This is a genomic window from Levilactobacillus namurensis (genome assembly GCF_032197885.1).
GTDB lineage: Bacteria > Bacillota > Bacilli > Lactobacillales > Lactobacillaceae > Levilactobacillus > Levilactobacillus namurensis_A.
Genome location: NZ_CP134159.1, coordinates 1,210,151 through 1,229,890 on the forward strand (window position 1 = coordinate 1,210,151; position 19,740 = coordinate 1,229,890).

Genomic DNA, 19,740 nt, shown 5'->3' on the forward strand with positions numbered 1-19,740 from the left:
CTAACTAAAGAAAGTATGGTGCAACAATGACCTCAGTGATTTTTATGGGTACGCCGGAATTTTCCGCGCCTATCTTACAAAGTTTGATCGACCACGACTACCAGGTTCTGGCAGTTGTTACGCAACCCGATCGGCGGGTCGGTCGTAAGCACGTTTTAACGGCATCACCGGTTAAGCAAGTGGCGGTCGCCAACAATATCGAAGTCCTCCAACCGGAGAAAATCGGGGGGAGCCCTGAGATGGCCCGGGCTATCGCGTTAGCACCGGACTTGATCGTCACGGCGGCGTTTGGCCAATTCCTACCGACTAAGCTCTTGAAGGCGGCCAAGGTCGCGGCGGTAAACGTGCACGCGTCTCTGTTACCGAAGTACCGGGGTGGCGCCCCCGTCCACTACGCCATTATGAATGGTGATCGAGAGACCGGGGTGTCCATCATGTTCATGGAGAAAAAGATGGATGCGGGGGATGTTCTAGCCCAACGCGCCATTCCAATCACCGACCAAGACGATGTCGGCAGTATGTTCGATAAGCTCAGTCTGTTGGGACGGGACCTTTTACTGGACACCTTACCCAAGTTACTGGCGGGTGAGATTACCCCCGTTAAGCAAGATGAGCAGCGGGTCACGTTCGCACCGACCATCAAGTCCGATGAAGAACGGATTGATCTGACCATGAGTGCTCACATGATTGACTGCAAGGTTCGGGCGTTACGGCCGTTCCCAACAGCGCATATCTATCTGAACGGGGTACGGACCAAGTTATGGCAGGTCACGGTACTGGACCAGACCACGGACTTACAGCCCGGAGAACTGGTCAGCCGCGACAAGCATCACTTGGCAATTGCGACCGGAGAACATGGTGTTCTGCGGATTGATGAGTTACAACCGGCCGGTAAGCCTAAGCTAAGTATCACGGACTTTCTGAACGGATCAACGGATGCCCTACAAGTGGGTGAACAGGTGGCTGAATAATGAGCGAAAATCAAACAGCACGGTCGATGGCCGTGGATGCACTGACCCGGGTTGCGGGCGGTGCCTACTCGAACTTGCAATTGGATAAGATGATTGACCGCAGTACGTTAAACGACGCGGACCGGCGGTTGTTGACCAACTTGGTCTACGGGACCATTCAACACCAGCTGACGTTAGAGTACTATCTCGATAGTTTTGTGAAACCCAACCAAAAGTTGCAACCATGGGTCAAGATGACATTGTTAGTGGCCTTATATCAGATGCTGTACTTAGACCGGATCCCGAATTGGGCCATCTTCGATGAGGCCATTCAACTGGCCAAGGAACGGGGCCACGAGGGGATTCGCCGGTTCGTAACCGGGGTCTTACACGCCGTCGACCGACAAGGCGTTCCGGATGTTGCCCAGATTAGTGATCCAACGCAGCGCCTCAGTGTGACCTATTCGATGCCTGTCTGGCTAGTTAAAGCCTTACAAGCCCAGTTAGGGGAAGCTAAGACCGAAAGCATCTTGCAGACCATCAACCAACCGGCTACCCAGTCGGTCCGGGTCAACACGGCCGTCACGACTGCGGATCAAGCTATCCAGGCTTTAGAGGCAGTGGGATACCAGGTGGACGTCAGTACCGTTTCGGGTGATGGGCTACGAGTTGACGGCCAACCCGCTAACCATAGCGAATTATTCGAGAACGGGCAACTGACGATTCAAGACGAAAGTGCCATGTTACCCGTAGAAGCCTTACGGGTTCAACCTGGAGATCAGGTCTTAGATGCCTGTGCTGCTCCTGGGGGGAAGACCACGCAGATTGCAGCCGCACTAGACCCGGCTGCGGGTGGTCAGGTCACGGCCTTGGATTTGCATGCCAAGAAAGTCAAGCTGATTGCCCAGAACGCCGCACGGTTGCAGGTCGCTGACCGGGTCAACGCCATGGCTTTGGATGCTCGGAAGGTCGATGATGAGTTTGCTGACCAGACGTTTGATAAAATTCTGGTGGACGCACCTTGTTCCGGGATTGGTTTAGTTCGGCGGAAACCCGAGATTCGGTACGATAAGACCCCCGAAGATAGCCAACATCTCCAGAAGATTCAGCTGGCCATCTTAGATGCCGTGAGTCGTAAGCTGAAGCCACAGGGATTGATGGTCTACAGTACTTGTACGATTCTGGAAACGGAAAATGACGCGGTGGTTCGTCAATTCTTAGCGGATCATCCCGACTTTGAAGCCGTTCGGGTGACCACGACGCGCAACGTCAAGGGCGACCGGGAAACGGCAACGTTGTCCATCTATCCCGATGATTTCGACACTGACGGTTTCTTCGTGAGTGCCTTACGGCGGAAAGCGTAGGTGAGCGGCAATGGAAGTTGCCTTTCGAACGGCAATTGGCAAGCAGCGGGCTGACAATCAAGACTACGTCGATGTCTTCACGAATCAGGCCGGGCAACACCTGGCGTTGGTCGCTGACGGCATTGGGGGTCATCAGGGCGGCGACGTGGCGAGTGCCATGGCGGTCTCCCATCTGGGACACGACTTCGAATTGACGGCGTGGACCACGACCGCTGCAGCGAGCCAATGGTTGAGCCAACAGATTACCATGGAGAACCATTCGATTATCGAGAAGTCTAACCAATTTGCGGACCTGAATGGCATGGGAACGACCCTGGTGGCGGCTGTCTACTTTACAGACGAGGTCGTCATTGCCAGTATCGGGGATTCCCGGGCTTACCTCTTACGCGATGGTCAACTCCGGCAACTGACGGAGGACCATTCACTGGTCAACGAACTGGTGAAGCGTGGCGAGATCAGCCGACAGGCGGCGCGACACCATCCCCAAAAGAACGTGATCATTCGGTCGCTAGGGATTTCTAACGATGCCAACTTTGATTTGAACACCTACCCGTTGGTCCTAAATGATCAGCTGTTATTGTGCACGGATGGCCTGACCAACATGGTCGATGACCAGCAGATTGCCACGGTCTTAGAGAGCACCCAGCCGCTAGAAGCCAAGTGTGACCAGTTGATTGAACTGGCGAACGCGGCGGGGGGTCTCGACAACATTAGTGTGTTGATCATCGCCAATGGCGGGCGGAAGGTGGCGAGCTGATGCGAGCGGGATACACGTTAAGCGGACGTTACCGCATCATTCGCGCGTTAGGTGAAGGGGGCATGGCCAACGTTTATTTGGCCCACGACCTGATCTTAGACCGGGACGTTTCCGTCAAGTTGTTGCGGTTAGACTTGCGGGATGACCCGAACACCATGCGGCGGTTTCAACGCGAGGCTCTAGCCGCAACCGAGCTAGTACACGATAATATTGTTCAGGTCTACGACGTTGGCGAAGAAAATGGGATGCAGTACCTGGTGATGGAGTACGTGAAGGGAACCGACCTAAAGGCCTACATCAAAGCACATTTTCCGATACCTTACCGGGAAGTCATTCAGATCATGGAACAGATTCTCAGTGCGGTCCGCCTAGCCCACGAGCACAATATTATTCACCGGGATCTGAAACCCCAGAATATCTTGATCGATCAGAACCGGGTGGCGAAGATCACGGACTTCGGGATTGCCGTGACCCTGTCCGAACACAGTCTGACGCAGACCAATACGGTCCTAGGGTCGGTCCACTACCTGTCCCCAGAACAGGCCCGTGGTGGCATGGCAACCAAGCAGTCCGATATCTATTCACTGGGGATTATCCTGTACGAGATGTTGACGGGGACCGTTCCCTTTGAAGGGGAAACGGCGGTCTCCATTGCGTTGAAGCATTTTCAATCGGACGTTCCTGCGGTGCGGGACACGGATCCGCGGATTCCTCAAGCCCTAGAGAACGTGGTCTTCAAGGCCACGGCGAAGCGGCCGCAGAACCGGTATGCGAGTGTGGCCGATATGGCCGCGGATCTGCGGACGTCATTGTCTCCTAAGCGGGCCGGTGAGGAGCGGTTCACACCGGAAGCGGACGATGACGGTGAGACCAAGGTCTTGCCTCTGAGTTCGCTGGGCCAATTATCGGCGTTAGCGGACACGACCGCGCACGCCCAGGCAACGTCGAAGCCGGCTACAACGACTAAGGCGAGTGAGCAGTCGCCTGAAGAAGCGGCGCCCAAGGCCCGACTGTCTTACAAGCAACGGCACCCCCGTCGGCGCAAGTTTATGCTGATGGGATTGATCATTCTGATGTTACTGATTGGGGCCGGCTTAGGGGTCGCGCTCTTTCAACCCCGAATGACCAACGTTCCCAATGTGGTAGGTCAGCGACAAGCCAAGGCCCAGTCAACGCTGGTGGCTACCCACCTGAAGGTCGGTGAGATCCATAAGACGGCCAGTTCCAAGGTCAAACGGCACCGGGTCGTGCGGACGGAACCTAGGTCGGGGACGGAGTTGCAACGCAATTCCGTCATCGACCTGTGGATTAGTACGGGGCCTAAGCGCTACCGGTTAGGTGACTACCAGGGGGATTCGTATAGCAGCGTTGCGGCGAAGCTTGAGGCGCTGGGCTTTACGGTTCACCGGGAGTCGGTCCATTCGACCAGTGTGCCGGCGGGCCGGATTATCCAGCAAAGTGTTTCGGCGGGCCACAAGGTGATTCCCAAGGACACGACGATCACGTTGACGGTCTCGACCGGAACCCAGACGGTGACGCTGAGTGATCTCACGGATAAGACCAAGAGCCAGGCGCAGGACTATGCGGCGAGCCATAACTTAAATCTTGCGTTTACGTATGCCTATTCTAGCGACGTGGCGAAGGGAAAAGTCATGCGCCAGTCGCCAGGTGAAGGTGCCGTGGTCCAAGAAGGCGACGAGATCACGCTGACCATGTCGCGGGGGCCGGAAAGTGATAGTTCGGAGACGGACCAGTTCAGCGTCAAGGTCAAGATTCCGTTTGACAGCAGTGCCACCAGCGAAAGCGACACGGAAGACGACGACAGCAGCAGTTCGGCAGCAAGTGAGAACCTGGTTCAAATCTACCTGCGGGATCAAGATCATCAGTTGAGTTCGGTTTACAAACAGATGACCATTACCAATGACACGACGGTTTCGTTGCCGTTCACGGTCGCTCACGGGAAGTCCGGGGCTTACAAGATCGTGCGCAACGGTGAAGTCATCGGCGAAGATAGTCACGTGACGAAAAATTAAGGAAAAAGCCTGCATTTGAAGCTCAGTTCTTTTATAATAAAAGGGAACTGAGCTTTTTTGCATCACGACAAAGAGGAGGTGCTTCATGGCAGAGGGACAGATTCGTCAATCGCTAAGCGGGTTCTATGACGTGTTTAGTGATGGCGAGATGTATCGAACCCGGGCCCGGGGAAACTTTCGCAAGAAGCGGGTGACACCCTTAGTGGGCGATCGCGTACGCTTTGAAAGCTCGTCTCCTAAGGAAGGGTATATTTTAGAGATCCTGCCGCGGGACAATTCGTTAACGCGACCACCCGTGGCCAATATTGACCAAGGCGTTGTGGTGACGGCGGTCAAGGCGCCGGACTTTTCGACGAACTTGTTGGATCGGCAATTGATTGCCTTAGAAGTCAGTCGGATTCAACCGGTGATTTACTTCACCAAGACGGACCTGATTGACGACCAACGGTATCAGGAGTTTGAAGACTTGGCGGCGGCGTATCGGCGGCTAGGGTATGCCGTGTGTCTGACCCGCGAACCCTTTGCGTCGACCGGCTTGGATCAGCTACGCGAGTTGTTGGCGGACCAAGAAACGGTCATTATGGGTCAGACCGGTGCGGGCAAGTCGACGCTGTTGAACCATATCGCGCCGGAGCTGACGTTAGCGACGGGCGAGATCTCAACGGCCCTAAATCGGGGACGGCACACGACCCGGAAAGTTAGCTTGATGCCAGTTGCTGGTGGGTTAGTGGCCGATACACCGGGATTCTCGTCGTACGATACGCTGACGATTGATTACCGCGAGCTGGGACAGTATTTTCCTGAGTTTCGCCGGTTAGCGCCGGATTGTCGTTTTCGGGGATGCGTGCACGTTAACGAACCGGGTTGTGCGGTCAAGGCCGCACTAGCCGCGGGAGACCTGTTGCAGAGCCGGTACGACAACTACTTGCAATTACTCACGTTGTTACAGAACCAAAAACCTGTTTATCACAAAAAGAAATGAGGAAGAGAAGTTATGATTAAAGTAGCACCATCAATTTTAAGCGCAGATTACGTGAACCTCCAACCAGATATCGAAAAGGTCGACCGTGGGGGTGCGGAAGTTCTGCATATTGACATCATGGATGGCCAATTCGTCCCAGCCTTGTCTTATGGTCCCGGCTGGGTTAAGGCAATTCGGCCCATCACCAAGATGGTCTTAGACGTCCACATGATGGTCCAAAACCCAGAACGCTACGTGGATGACTTTGCTAAGGCAGGGGCCGACATCATCGGGGTCCACGTGGAAGCCACGCCACACATTCACCGCGCCTTACAGATGATTCAAAACGCTGGTGTGACGCCAGAAGTTGTCATCAACCCTGGGACGCCGGTTAGTCAGATTGAACCCGTCTTAGACATGGTGGGTCAAGTCTTGGTCATGACGGTCAACCCGGGCTTCGGGGGCCAAAAGTTCCTGCAGAGTACGGTTCAAAAGATCGCACAACTGGATGCGATTAAGAAGGAAAAGGGCTACAACTTCGACATCGAAGTCGATGGTGGGGTCAATGATAAGACGGTAGTTGAGTGTGCGAACGCTGGAGCTACGGTTGCCGTTGCCGGTTCCTACGTCTTCAATGCGGATGATCCCGTTGCCCGGATCAACGCCTTAAAGGACGCCACTAAATAATGCCTCAGGGCGGAACGTTCAATCTCTTGGTCGGCGGGCCTAAGGCCAATTGGCCGCAAACGTTGACCGACCAAGCGATTACGGGCCCCTGGATTGGGGTCGACCGGGGAACGTTGCGGTTGATTGGATTGAATATTCAGCCGGTAGCGGCCATTGGGGACTTCGATTCTTTACAGGAACCGGAGTTACAATTAGTTCGGCGGAACGTTAAGGATATCCGACAAGCGCAACCCGAAAAGGATTTTACGGATACGCAGATGGCGGTCATGGTGGCCTTTCGGGACTACCATGCGGATCGCGTCGACATTTACGGGGCCACTGGTGGGCGTTTAGACCACTTCATGGCCAACCTGTTTTTGGTCTTAGAGCCGCAGTATAAAAAGTATGCGAACCAGATTCGGTTGATTGATCGGCAAAATACGATCACTTTCTATTTACCGGGCCATTACCGGCTCCAAAAGGAAGCTGATAAGAAGTATCTGGCGTTCATTCCGTTAACGCCGATCGATCACTTGAGCTTATTTGACGAGAAGTATCCGCTCCACGACGAACCGATTCCGTACCCGATTTCCTTCGCCAGTAACGAGTTTATTGGAGAAACGGGAACCTTTCAGTTCGACACGGGATTACTGTGTGTGATTCAGAGTTGTGACACCTACGAAGCGCGCCACGAATAGGAGCGTTCAAGCGACACTTAAAACACACTAAAATTGGCTCTGTAAAACCCAAACGGTTTTACAGAGCCTTTTTGAATTATCGTGGCATATTTGGCGCTGAAAATCGTGTAGAGATTGTTGGACTAAACCAATTACTGCTATGATGGCAACCGGTAAGGCGGATGATGCCACAGCCTGTCTTTGGTCGCACGTTTCAGCACCGTATTGTTATCGTTAAGAAAAAAGTCCGGTCAGACGGGGATGTCTGATCGGATTTTTTTGAAACTGATTTTAGATGGAGAAACGGGGCCGGAATCAAAAAAAGACGTCATTCAGATCACCATCTGAATAACGTCTTTAATCTTATAAGTCGGTTTTAGTTTAACCTAAACCCGAGTTACCTTACCTGATTTCAAGGTCCGAGCAGAAACCCAAACCTTCTTTGGCTTACCGTCCACTAAGATGCGAACCTTTTGCAAGTTCGGCTTCCAAGCACGACGAGTTGAGTTCAGGGCGTGGGAACGCTTGTTACCGAAGCGCGTCCGCTTGCCGTTAAGAAAATCCTTTGCCATGGCGTAAACCCTCCTTTGTGGATTTATTACTTTTTAAAAAGCAGTGCTTTTTACTCACCTGACTAATTTACCATACTCTTTGAGGGAACGCAATATTTTCTTTCAAGGAAATTTACTTGACAGTCAATTACTGCTACTGCCCGCTTTTCAGTGTTCCTATTTCTATTTTTTAGCAGGTTGTGGTAAGATTAATTTCTGTTAAGATTCTATTCTTTGACAAGGAGGCTATTTCCATGGCCGTAAAGATTAAGACTCAGTACGGAACAATTGATATTACCAATGAAGTAATTGCGACCGTAGTTGGGGGTGCCGCGACTGATAATTATGGTGTCGTGGGCATGGCAAGTAAGAATCAGCTGCGGGATAACGTGAACGATATCCTGCGACGAGAGAATTACGCGCGGGGCGTTGTGGTTCGCCAAGAAGACAACGGTGTCGCAATTGACGTGTACGTGATTGTCAGCTACGGAACTAAGATTTCGGAAGTCTCCCGTAACGTTCAATCCAAAGTGAAGTACAACCTTGAAACGATGTTAGGGGTAACTGCTAATTCAGTTAACGTAATCGTTCAAGGGGTGCGGGTGTTGGCTGACTAGCCAGACGTGCTAAAATCAAGGAGGATACTTAGTTGAAAGTAACAGAAATTACTAATCTTGAGTTTGGTAAGATGGTTCAGGCCGCCTCGCAAAAACTAAACCAAAATGCTGATTTTATTAATTCATTAAACGTGTTCCCAGTGCCTGATGGTGATACGGGAACCAATATGAGCCTGTCGCTACAAAGTGGGGCCAAATATGAACGCGATGCCGATACCACGGCCGTGGGCGCTTTGGCGGTTGCTTTGGCCAAGGGCTTGTTGATGGGTGCTCGGGGAAACTCTGGGGTCATCTTGTCTCAGATTTTCCGGGGCTTTTCGAAGAAACTGGCTGACAAGCAAACACTAACGGCGCAAGACCTAGCCGACGGATTTGCTGCGGGGGCGGAAACGGCCTACAAAGCCGTGATGAAGCCGACCGAAGGAACCATTTTGACGGTGGTTCGGGAAGGCGCCCAGGCGGGCTTGAACGTTGCCAAGGATTCTGATGACGTCTTGGCCGTGATGGATGCCGTCTATCAAGCTGCCAAGGCGGCTTTGGCCACCACGCCAGATCTCTTGCCAGTCCTGAAACAAGTCGGGGTCGTCGACTCCGGTGGTCAAGGGCTCACGTTTGTGTTAGAGGCCTTTGACGATTCACTGAATGGTCGGGTCTCCGAAACGGCGGACTACCAACCCGATGATGCCGAGATGGACGAAATGATCGATGCGACGCACCATCAAAGTGTGCAGGGCAAGCTAGACCCGAACAGTATCAAGTATGGCTACTGTACGGAAATCATGGCCCGGATTGGTCGCGGAAAGCAGGTCGACCATAAGTTTGATTACGATACGTTCTATGATTACCTAGCTAAGTTAGGGGATTCCTTACTGGTCGTGAACGATGACGAAATCGTTAAGGTCCACGTGCATACGGAACACCCTGGCAAAGTCATTGCTTGGGGTCAAGAATTCGGTGACCTGGCGAAGGTCAAGGTCGATAACATGCGGATGCAACAAGAGACCATTATGGAACACGACGAAGAGAAGGCACCAGAGGCCACTCCGGCGGCTCCTGAAGCGGAGAAAGCACCGGAGACGGCGATTATTGCCATTGCTGCCGGAGACGGCTTAGCGACACTCTTTAAGAGCTTGGGTGTGACGCATGTGGTCAATGGTGGGCAAACCATGAATCCAAGTACGCAAGACATCGTGGATGCCATTCACGCGTCTAAGGCTAAGCGAGCGATCGTGTTGCCGAACAACAAGAACATTTTCTTAGCCGCTGAGCAAGCCGCACAAGTTGCTGATATTCCAACGGTCATCGTTCACGCCAAGACGGTTTCGCAAGGGATGACGGCGATGCTGGGGTACAGTCCGGATGCTAGTCTGGAAGATAACCAGGCTTCGATGGAAGATAATTTGACCACGGTCAAGAGTGGTCAGGTGACCCACGCGATTCGCGACACCCAACTAGATGGCTTTGAGATTAAAGAGGGCAACTATATGGGCATCGTCGACGGCACCATTAAGGTGACGGATGCCGATCTGTTGACCACGGCCGTTGACATGGTCAAGGCGATGTTAGATGATGATAGTGAGATTGTCACCATCATCTATGGTGCAGATACTACCGCTGAGGTTGCCGCTGATTTACAACAACGGGTTTCAGATTTAGATGATGACCTGGAAACAGAAGTTCACGAAGGAGATCAACCGGTTTATCCATTCTTGATTTCGGTGGAATAACGAAACAGGCCCGAAAAGATTGGACAGCCGTCCAATCTTTTTTCACATCTAAGACGATTTTGAACGTTGCGTGAACGGAAGACTGAGAGGAGGACCCCCGGATGGCAAGTTTAAGTGATTCAGTAGGAAGTTTAAGTGGCGTGGGTCCTAAGCGGGTCCAGGCCCTAAAAGATCTGGCGATTGAGAACATCAATGACCTGTTGACCTATTTTCCGTTCCGTTATGAGGACCTGCAGGCCAAGGATCCAGCAGAACTCACGGATCAGGCCAAGGTGACCCTCAAGGGGACCGTGGCGGCTGAGCCTGTGTTGACCCGGTTCGGCCGTAAGAAGAACCGGTTGAACTTCCGGCTGTTGTTGGATGACCACACGATCATTCCGGTGACGTTCTTTAACCAGCCCTGGCTGCGGGATCAGATCGAAGCGGGGAAGTCGTTAGTGGTGTATGGGCGGTTCGATGCGAAACGCCAAAGTATGGCGGGAATGAAGCTGCTGACTAGTGCGAACGGCGCGATGGGGTCCATCTATCCGGCCAATAAGGAGATTCGACAGGCCACCATCAAGAAGTTGGTGACGCAGGCTTACGAGGCCTATGCGCCGGTCATCGTTGACTTGATTCCAGAAGCGATTCGCGCGCAATACCGGTTGTTGCACCGGAAGCAGATGATTCACGACATGCACTTTCCGGCTGATGCCACCGCTGCCCAAGCTGCGCGGCGGACGGCTAAGTTCGAAGAATTTTTCTTATTTGAGTTGCGCTTGCAGATTGTGAAGCGGCAGGACCATACGTTGCGGGGCCAAGCGCTCCCTTATGATCTGGCAGAGCTGAAACGATTCATTGCGGGTCTGCCCTATGAGTTAACGGCGGCGCAGAAGAAAGTGGTCAACGAGATCTGCTATGATTTGAAGCGACCGCTTCACATGAACCGGCTCCTTCAAGGTGACGTGGGGAGTGGGAAGACGGTGGTCGCGGCCATCGGGATGTACGCGGCTATTACCGCCGGGACCCAGGCCGTCTTAATGGCGCCGACCGAAATTCTGGCCGAGCAACACGCCAATAATCTTGCTAAATTATTTGCGGACTTTCCCGTGAACGTTGCGCTACTGACGGGGGCAACCAAGCCGGCAGCACGGAAAGTCTTGTTGCCCCAGATTGCGAACGGAGAGGTGAACCTGGTGGTGGGCACGCACGCCTTGATCCAACCCGAGGTCCACTACCACCACTTAGGCTTAGCGGTGATTGACGAGCAACACCGTTTTGGGGTCAATCAACGACAGGCCTTACGACAAAAGGGCGCTCAGCCCGATATCTTAGCGATGACGGCGACCCCGATTCCCCGGACCCTAGCGATTACCGCTTACGGGGAGATGGACGTTTCCGTAATCAATGAATTGCCCGCAGGACGTCAGCCGATTCGGACGGTCTGGATTCGCAGTAATCAAGAAGCAAGTATGTTGCGTGAGGTCAAAGCCGAACTCGCGGTAGGGTCGCAGGCTTACGTGGTCACGCCCCTGATTGAAGAATCCGAGGCTGTCGACATGAAGAATGCGGAGGCCATCTATCAACGGTTTCAGGCCCAATTCGAACCGCAGTACCGGGTAGGGCTCCTGCACGGCCGCATGAAGAATGACGAGAAAAACGCCATCATGGACGCCTTTAAAGCCAACGAATTTCAGGTGCTGGTCGCGACCACGGTGATCGAAGTCGGAGTCGACGTCCCGAATGCGACGTTGATGATGATTTACGATGCCGACCACTTCGGCTTGGCTCAGCTCCACCAGTTGCGGGGCCGCGTCGGTCGGGGGAAGAAAGCGTCGACCTGTATCCTGATTGCGGATCCTAAGAACCAGCTCGCGATTGAGCGGATGACCACGATGACCAGTACCACGGACGGGTTCGTACTGTCCCAAAAGGACCTGGAACTGCGCGGGCCCGGGGATGTTTTAGGACGCAAGCAGTCGGGGGTCCCCGAGTTTAAGGTGGGGAATCCGGTGGCTGACCTCAATATTTTGAGTGTCGCGCAACAGGCCGCCAAGTCCGTGGTTGACCAGGACGATTGGGCGAACCAAGATGCTAACTTACCCGTGGCGGCCTACCTGACCACCACGGCGCACCAGACCACGACGATGGATTGAATAAAGGAGATTGCAAAAATGAAGATTGCCGTAGATGCAATGGGTGGCGACTACGCCCCCGACGAAATCGTAAAGGGTGTCGAACTCGCCCGGGATGCTTACCCGGACTTAGAGTTCCTGTTATACGGACAGGCCGATAAGGTCCAACCCCTGCTACAAGATACCACGCGTATCACGCTAAAGCCGGCCGAAGAGGTCATTGCTATGGGGGATGAGCCGGTTCGAGCGGTTCGGCGCAAGAAGCACTCGAGTATCGTGTTAGCCGCTACGGCGGTTAAGGAAGGCGAAGCCGATGCCTTCTTCTCAGCGGGGAATACGGGTGCGGTCTTAACGGCCGGGTTGTTGATCGTGGGACGGATCAAGGGAATTGACCGTCCAGGATTGACCACGACCCTCCCCGTTTTACGGAAGCCGGACCAATCCAGCTTCGTGATGTTGGATGTCGGCGCGAATGCCGATACGAAGCCCTTCAACGTGGTCCAGTACGCCATCATGGGCCAGTACTATGCGCAGTCGGTCATGCACGTGGCGCATCCCCGGATTGGGCTCTTGAATAACGGGACCGAAGCGGATAAGGGCGATAAGGCCCACCGGGCGATTCATGACACCTTAGCGGGCATGGACGATATTCATTTTGTGGGGAACGTTGAGTCCCGAGAACTCTTGAACGGTGCGGCGGACGTGGTGGTAACGGACGGTTTCACGGGTAATGCGACGCTCAAGGCCATCGAAGGTACCGCCCTTTCGATGTTGAAGCTGATCAAGGGTGAGATTATGAGTGGCGGCTTAGGAGGAAAGCTGGGGGCCAGCATGTTGCGGCCAGTCTTTCACCGGGTCCGCGACGCCATGGACTACTCCCAATACGGTGGTGCCGTGCTGTTGGGCTTGAAGGCCCCCGTGGTCAAGACGCATGGCTCGACGAAGGCGGAGACGGTCAAGAATACCATGGGACAGATCCATGAATTACTGGCCACGGACAGTTCCCGGCAGATGATTAATTACTTTACGGACCACGCTGAACAAATGGCGGCTTTAAAGGAAACCTTGAAGTAGCCCCCTAAAGAATCTGCTAGACAAGCCTTTGGAAAACGGCTAAACTACTACTTGAATACTGTGAGCGAGGGATAGCAAATGACGAGATCAGAAATTTTTACTAAAATTGCCGATATTATTGCGGACCGTTTCGAAGTTGACCGCGATCAGATCAATGAGCAATTAAACTTTAAGCAAGATTTAGATGCCGATTCAATTGATTTTGTGGAATTCGTTTTGGAATTAGAGGATACGTTTAACGCCGAGATTTCTGACGAAGATGCCGAGAAATTAAATACCATTGGTGAAGTGGTTGACTACATCGTCGCCCATCAAGAACAAAAATAGTTACTGAGCGAGTCCGGGCCGCAACCTTTCGTCCCGGGCTTTTTCAATCTTAATAAGGAAATGAGGAATCGCACGTGATTGTTGGATTGAATCAAGAATTAGCCGAACGGTTTGATATCCATATCAAGGACCAATCCCTGCTAGATGAAGCCTTTACGCAGGCTTCGTATGTGAATGAGCACCCGAACCAGGGACTGAAATTCTACGAACGTATCGAATTCTTGGGGGATGCGGTGATGCAGTTGGTGGTCTCGAACTACATCTATCGGCGTTATCCCCAGATGCCCCAAGGCCGGTTGACCCGGTTACGGGCGGCCATGGTCAATGAGAACAGCTTTGCTAGTTTTGCGCGTGAGTGTCACTTTGACCAGTATATTCGACTGGGTAAGGGTGAGGAAAAGGCGCAAGCACGGCAACGTGACTCGCTGTTATGTGACATCTTCGAATCCTTCATCGGGGCATTGTACCTGGACCAGGGACTGGATGCCGTGGTGAAGTTCGTCACGCAGGTGGTCTTCCCTAAGTTGGATGAAGGCCGGTTCGACGAGTTCTTTGACCACAAGACGGAGCTACAGGAGTTGGTCCAACAGAACGGCGCCGTAGCCATCGACTACCGATTAGAGGATGAGCAGGGGCCGGATAACGACCTGGCCTTCAAGGTGGCCGTATACGTCAATGATCAGTTATTAGGCGAGGGAACTGGTCACTCCAAGAAGCATGCGGAGCAGAACGCCGCACGCCACGCACTAGAAAATTTGAAAGCAGAGTAAGGATGACTAACGATGCGGTTAAAGACATTAGAGATTAGCGGGTTCAAGTCCTTTGCGGACAAGACCCGAATTGACTTTTTGCCGGGGATGACCGGCATCGTCGGTCCCAATGGAAGCGGGAAGAGCAATATTGCGGAAGCTGTTCGTTGGGTATTAGGGGAGCAGTCCGCTAAGAGTTTACGGGGGAGTAAGATGCCCGACGTGATCTTCGGCGGCTCGACCGACCGACATGCCTTGAACCGCGCGGCGGTGGCCATTACCCTGGATAACAGTGACCATTACTTGAAGAGTGCTTATACCGAACTCACGATTAGCCGGGTGCTTTACCGGTCTGGGGAAAGTGAGTACCTGTTGAACGGACAGAATTGTCGGCTTAAAGACATCACCGAACTTTTAATGGATTCGGGGATGGGGCAAGATTCGTTTTCCATCATTTCTCAAGGACGAGTCGAAGCCATCTTCAATAGTAAGCCGGAAGACCGGCGGACCATTATTGAAGAAGTCGCAGGGGTGTATAAGTACCGTAAGCACAAGGAAACGGCTCAGCACGAGTTGGACGGAACCATGGGCGACCTGCACCGGGTCGAGGATATCATCGCCGAACTGGAAGGCCGCTTAGAACCACTCGAACGGCAACGTAGTCTGGCCCAGGACTACCTTGACCAGCAAAAGAAGTTTGCCGTTTTGGACCGCACCCAGTTAGTGCGACAGTTACACACCGAACTGAAACAAAAGAAAACGGTGGATGCGCAGGTGGTTCGTAAGCAGGCCCAAGTTGCCCACTATCAAGCAGCCCAAAAGGACCAGCAACGCGTGGTCCAGCAGCTCAGTGAGCAGCAGACGGACTTGTTAGCTCAGAAAGATACGTTGCAAAATCAGTTGGTTGCCGCGACGCAGCGGGTCGAACAGTGTCAGGGACAGGTCAACCTGTCGGCAGAACAACGGCGGCACGCCGAGGACCAGCGGCAACGCTTAGCGGCCCAGCTGACGGCGTTGCAACAGCGCCAACAGCATTTAGCTGATCAGCTGACTGCGGGCGAGCAATCGCTCAAGGAACTACGGCAGCAGATTGCAACGTGTCGGCGAGAGATCAAGGAGTTGCGGCAGGAGACCGCTGATAAGCGGGTCGCGGAATTGCGTGATCAGTTGGAAACGTTGCGGGCCGATTACTTTGACCAGAAGCAACAAGTCGCTAATTGGCGGAACCAACGGCAGTACTTACAACAGGATCAGGACCGCCAACAGAAGCGTAGTCAGCGGTTGACGGGACAGTTGCAGGAATTGAAGACGGCTGCGGCAACGGCGAAGGCGAAAGCCACGGATCTGGCGCACCAAGCCACGGCAGTCCAAGAGCAGTTGACCCAGGCCGAGCAAGCCTATGATGCGGTAGCCGGAGAGTTTCAACAGCACCAGGCCACGTATCGGCAGTCCCAACGGCAGTGGCAATCGGCGTTGGGCGTGTACCAGCAAGCCAAGACCAGGGCCGCTAACCTACAAGCGTCTGCCGCAGAATACGGGGGCTTCTATCAAGGTGTCCGGGCAATTCTCCGGCAACGGGACCGGTTAACCGGTCTGATTGGGGCGGTGTCAGAATTATTGAAGGTGCCGACGCAATTTACCACCGCCATTGAGTATGCCTTGGGCGGTCAGCTGCAACACGTGGTCGTCACGGATGAAGCTGCGGCTAAAGCGGCGGTGGCTTACTTGCGTGAACAACGGGCTGGTCGGGCGACTTTTCTGCCCCTGACCACGGTCCGGGGACGCCAAGTGGATCAGACGACCTTGGCCCAACTCGCCAATGTCCCGGGTTTCTTGGGCGTCGGGAGTGCCGTAGTCACGATTGACCAGCGGGCGCAGGGCATCTTAACGCACCTACTGGGGACAACGCTACTGGCGCAAGATCTGGATGCGGCGGTCGCCATTAGCCAGCGGGTCCATCACCGTTATCGGGTGGTCAGCCTAGCTGGTGATGTGGTCAGCGCCAGTGGTGCGATTACTGGTGGTCAGAACCGGAGTAATCGCACGAGTGTCTTACACCAGCGGCAAGAACTCCAGAAGTTGGAAGCGTCGTTAACCACCATGCAGACCCAGTTGCAGGATCAGGAACAAAAGGTTCAAGCGGCCCAAGCGGCCATGCAGACCAGTGAGACTCAGCAACAGGACTTACAGGCCACCATCAACGATGTTCAACCACGTTGCCGCCAGCTCAATGAAGCGTTGGCAGCGGCGGAAACGGCCGCAAAGCAAGCGGACCGCCAGTTACGGGCGGCGCAGGTGGAGATTCAACAGACCACGGATGCGGATCAGGCCACGCAAGCGTCCACGCTGGAAACCCAAATCAAGCAAGGGCAGGCGCGGATTGCTGAGCAAGAAGTGCAACAGCAGAAACTTCAGGCTAAGATTAAGATGGTCACGACTCAGCAGTCTAGTCAGCGCGAGGCTTTGACCTCTAAGCAGACCTGGTTAGCGGGTGCTCAAGAGCGGTTACAGCAACAGGAACAAAATCAAAAAGATCGCCAAACAACTCAGCAGGCGACCCAGCGCGAGTTGGTCCAGGTCCAGGCGCAACAACGGGACATGGTCGCCGCTAAGTCCTTAACACCGGAGGCGGCTCAGCAACGACTAGAGCAGGCACAGACGCAGCGAAAGGACGTTGAACAACGCCTCCAGACCATCAGCGACCAGCTGACGACGGTGAACGATCAAGCGACCCAAGCCACAGCGGATAATGACCGAACCACGGGGCTCTTGCAGGTCGCAAACGATGATCTGCAAGAAGCCCAGGTCAAGCAGACGCAACTGTCTTCCTTGATTGATCAGCAACAGAATCAGCTATCGGAGAAGTATCAGATGAGCCTTGCGGCGGCGGAAGCAGATGTTAGCGACTTACCAGCGGATGAATTAGCGGTTCAGTTAAAGCTGTTGAAGCGTGGGTTGGATGAGATCGGACCGGTCAACCTGAATGCCATCGAGGAGTACCAGACCGTCCACGACCGTTATACGTTCCTGACGCAACAGCGAGATGATCTGTTAACGGCTAAGGAACAGCTCACCACGACCATGGCGGAACTGGATGGCCAGGTCAAGACTCGCTTCCAGAAGACGTTTACCCAAATTGCGACGAAGTTCAGTGAGACCTTCCAGCAGATGTTTGGTGGGGGTAAGGCCCAGCTGGTCTTAACGGATCCTCATGACTTATTGACCACGGGGATTGACATCATGGCACAGCCACCGGGCAAGAAGTTCCAGAACATGGGCTTGTTGTCGGGGGGCGAGCGGGCTTTGACCGCCATTACGTTACTCTTTGCCATTCTTCAAGTTCAACCAGTACCATTCTGTATCTTAGATGAGGTGGAAGCGGCGCTCGACCCGGCGAACGTGACCCGGTTTGCCCGCTATATGCACCAATTCCAAGATCAAACGCAATTTATCGTCATTACGCACCGTAAGGAAACCATGGTGCAAGCCGATGTATTATACGGGGTGACGATGCAAGAATCCGGGGTGTCCAAGATGGTCACCGTGGATCTTGACCAACAGACCACTTCGGAAGGGAAGCCAGCATAATGGGATTATTTGATATCTTTCGTCGCCGAGCGAAGAAGTCGGCAACACCGACTAGCGAGGCGTCAGTCACCGAACAATCACTGAGTACCACAGACACTAGCATCAGCGACAGCAGTGTGTCCGCTAGTGTTAGCGCCAAGCTTGCGTCATCAGTGTCCGCCAGTCAGGGAGGACAGGAGTCTGCTGTGGAAGCGCCCCAGGCACTGACGACGGACTCAGGCGTCGCCGCACCGACTAGCGCTGCACCAGCTGAAAGTCAGACGATTTTAGCGACCAGCGTCACGGATGAGACGTCTGCGGCCGAGGAGGCCACGAGTACCGTCACGTTGACCAGTGAGACGACGCCTTCTGCGACCTCGGAAGTGGGGCCTGCCCAATCGCTAAGTGACACCGAAGACACAACGGAAACTAGTGGCAGTGACGCCCCGCGGGAAGCGGTGGCGACTGAGGCCTCGACGACGCCGGAAGTCGTGGCGGCTGCTGAAGACTCTGAAGACACGCCCGTCACCTCCGCTGAACCGACTAGTGAAGCCAGTGATGAACAACTTTACGGGAAGGGTCTGGAGAAGACCCGCCACACGTTCGGGGAACGCCTGAACGCCTTGCTGGCGAACTTCCGGCACGTCGATGAAGGCTTCTTCGACGACCTCGAAGAAACGCTGATTGGCGCCGACGTGGGTTTTGACATGGCGGTTAAGCTGAGTGACGAACTGCGGGATGAAGTAAAGCTACAGAACGCTAAGCGGTCCCAGGATGTCCAAAACGTCATTGTTGAAAAAATGGTCGAAATTTATGACCAGGCCGGAGAAAAGGAAGAAAGTACCGCGCTGAACGTTGCGTCGGACGGACCGACCGTGATCCTGTTCGTCGGGGTCAACGGTGTCGGGAAGACCACGACCATTGGGAAGATGGCTCACCAGTACCACCAGGATGGGAAGAAGGTCCTACTGGCGGCGGCCGATACGTTCCGGGCCGGGGCTACCGAACAACTGGATGTGTGGGCTAAGCGCAGCCAGGTCGATATCGTAAAGGGTAAGCCACAATCTGATCCGGCAGCGGTGGTCTTCGATGCGGTCAAGAAGGCCAAGGCCGAAAACTATGATATTTTATTCGTAGATACGGCCGGTCGGTTGCAGAATAAGGTCAACTTGATGAATGAGCTGTCGAAGATGAAGCGGATCATCACTCGGGAAATCCCGACGGCGCCCCATGAAGTTCTACTGGTTCTGGATGCGACTACGGGACAAAATGCGTTGACCCAAGCTAAGCTGTTTAAGGAATCAACGGATGTCACGGGAATCGTTTTGACTAAGTTGGACGGAACGGCCCGCGGGGGGATCGTGTTGGCGATTCGCAACGAGCTACACGTTCCCGTTAAGTTCATCGGGCTTGGTGAACAGATCAACGATTTACGACCGTTCAATCCAAGTGAATTTGTCTACGGCTTGTTCAAGGGCTTGATTGACCCGGCGGCTTTAGGCCAGAAGTAGGCACGTAATGCTTTAGAATAAATTTTTAACGGGTATGGCGGTTAACGGTCATACCCGTTTTTTAAGAACCAGGCCAGTCAGCGTGAAAAAAATTG

General features: G+C 53.8%; 16 protein-coding genes. 15 read left to right on the forward strand and 1 reads right to left on the reverse strand.

Annotated elements, in window-relative coordinates:
- The first annotated feature begins 26 nt into the window (after positions 1 to 26).
- From fmt to RIN67_RS05865, 7 genes are all read left to right on the forward strand, one after another.
- Complete coding sequence (gene fmt, locus RIN67_RS05835) at positions 27 to 971, forward strand: methionyl-tRNA formyltransferase (RefSeq protein WP_264999005.1); 945 nt, start codon at positions 27 to 29, stop codon at positions 969 to 971.
- A complete protein-coding gene (rsmB, locus tag RIN67_RS05840; protein WP_264999004.1) occupies positions 971 to 2,314 on the forward strand; it encodes a 16S rRNA (cytosine(967)-C(5))-methyltransferase RsmB in 1,344 nt (447 codons plus the stop codon). Before fmt ends, rsmB begins: the two co-directional genes overlap by 1 nt.
- Positions 2,315 to 2,324: 10 nt before the next feature.
- Positions 2,325 to 3,071: a Stp1/IreP family PP2C-type Ser/Thr phosphatase gene (locus tag RIN67_RS05845; protein ID WP_264999003.1), complete on the forward strand. Its 747-nt coding sequence runs from the start codon at positions 2,325 to 2,327 to the stop codon at positions 3,069 to 3,071.
- Positions 3,071 to 5,104 carry a Stk1 family PASTA domain-containing Ser/Thr kinase gene (pknB, locus tag RIN67_RS05850; protein WP_264999002.1) on the forward strand — a complete coding sequence of 678 codons (2,034 nt, stop codon included), beginning with the start codon at positions 3,071 to 3,073 and terminating at the stop codon, positions 5,102 to 5,104. Before RIN67_RS05845 ends, pknB begins: the two co-directional genes overlap by 1 nt.
- Positions 5,105 to 5,189: 85 nt before the next feature.
- Positions 5,190 to 6,086: a ribosome small subunit-dependent GTPase A gene (gene rsgA / locus RIN67_RS05855; protein ID WP_264999001.1), complete on the forward strand. Its 897-nt coding sequence runs from the start codon at positions 5,190 to 5,192 to the stop codon at positions 6,084 to 6,086.
- A gap of 12 nt (positions 6,087 to 6,098) precedes the next feature.
- Positions 6,099 to 6,752: a ribulose-phosphate 3-epimerase gene (gene rpe / locus RIN67_RS05860; protein ID WP_024746461.1), complete on the forward strand. Its 654-nt coding sequence runs from the start codon at positions 6,099 to 6,101 to the stop codon at positions 6,750 to 6,752.
- Positions 6,752 to 7,429 (forward strand): thiamine diphosphokinase, encoded by a 678-nt coding sequence (locus RIN67_RS05865; RefSeq protein ID WP_264999000.1) that lies wholly within the window; start codon positions 6,752 to 6,754, stop codon positions 7,427 to 7,429. The genes rpe and RIN67_RS05865 overlap by 1 nt, the downstream gene beginning before the upstream one ends.
- A gap of 365 nt (positions 7,430 to 7,794) precedes the next feature.
- Here RIN67_RS05865 and rpmB read toward each other — a convergent pair whose 3' ends face one another.
- Positions 7,795 to 7,980 carry a 50S ribosomal protein L28 gene (gene rpmB, locus RIN67_RS05870; protein WP_024746459.1) on the reverse strand — a complete coding sequence of 62 codons (186 nt, stop codon included), beginning with the start codon at positions 7,978 to 7,980 and terminating at the stop codon, positions 7,795 to 7,797.
- A 233-nt stretch (positions 7,981 to 8,213) separates the two neighbouring features.
- On the opposite strand from rpmB, the gene RIN67_RS05875 reads away from it, so the two are divergent.
- The 8 genes from RIN67_RS05875 to ftsY all read left to right on the forward strand — a co-directional run bounded on the left by RIN67_RS05875 (position 8,214) and on the right by ftsY (position 19,645).
- The gene (locus RIN67_RS05875) at positions 8,214 to 8,576 is read left to right on the forward strand and encodes an Asp23/Gls24 family envelope stress response protein (RefSeq protein ID WP_024746458.1); all 363 of its coding nucleotides are present in this window, start codon (positions 8,214 to 8,216) and stop codon (positions 8,574 to 8,576) included.
- Positions 8,577 to 8,608: 32 nt separating this feature from the next.
- A complete protein-coding gene (locus tag RIN67_RS05880) occupies positions 8,609 to 10,303 on the forward strand; it encodes a DAK2 domain-containing protein (RefSeq protein WP_264998999.1) in 1,695 nt (564 codons plus the stop codon).
- A gap of 101 nt (positions 10,304 to 10,404) precedes the next feature.
- Positions 10,405 to 12,438 (forward strand): ATP-dependent DNA helicase RecG, encoded by a 2,034-nt coding sequence (gene recG / locus RIN67_RS05885; RefSeq protein ID WP_264998998.1) that lies wholly within the window; start codon positions 10,405 to 10,407, stop codon positions 12,436 to 12,438.
- A gap of 18 nt (positions 12,439 to 12,456) precedes the next feature.
- A complete protein-coding gene (gene plsX, locus RIN67_RS05890) occupies positions 12,457 to 13,491 on the forward strand; it encodes a phosphate acyltransferase PlsX (protein WP_024746455.1) in 1,035 nt (344 codons plus the stop codon).
- Between the two features lie 78 nt (positions 13,492 to 13,569).
- Positions 13,570 to 13,818, forward strand: a complete 249-nt coding sequence (gene acpP / locus RIN67_RS05895; RefSeq protein WP_024746454.1) for an acyl carrier protein — start codon at positions 13,570 to 13,572, stop codon at positions 13,816 to 13,818.
- A gap of 74 nt (positions 13,819 to 13,892) precedes the next feature.
- On the forward strand, positions 13,893 to 14,588 hold the full coding sequence (gene rnc, locus RIN67_RS05900; RefSeq protein ID WP_024746453.1) for a ribonuclease III: 696 nt from the start codon (positions 13,893 to 13,895) through the stop codon (positions 14,586 to 14,588).
- Between the two features lie 12 nt (positions 14,589 to 14,600).
- Complete coding sequence (smc, locus tag RIN67_RS05905) at positions 14,601 to 18,155, forward strand: chromosome segregation protein SMC (RefSeq protein WP_264998997.1); 3,555 nt, start codon at positions 14,601 to 14,603, stop codon at positions 18,153 to 18,155.
- Complete coding sequence (gene ftsY / locus RIN67_RS05910) at positions 18,155 to 19,645, forward strand: signal recognition particle-docking protein FtsY (RefSeq protein ID WP_264998996.1); 1,491 nt, start codon at positions 18,155 to 18,157, stop codon at positions 19,643 to 19,645. Before smc ends, ftsY begins: the two co-directional genes overlap by 1 nt.
- Positions 19,646 to 19,740: the final 95 nt, after the last annotated feature.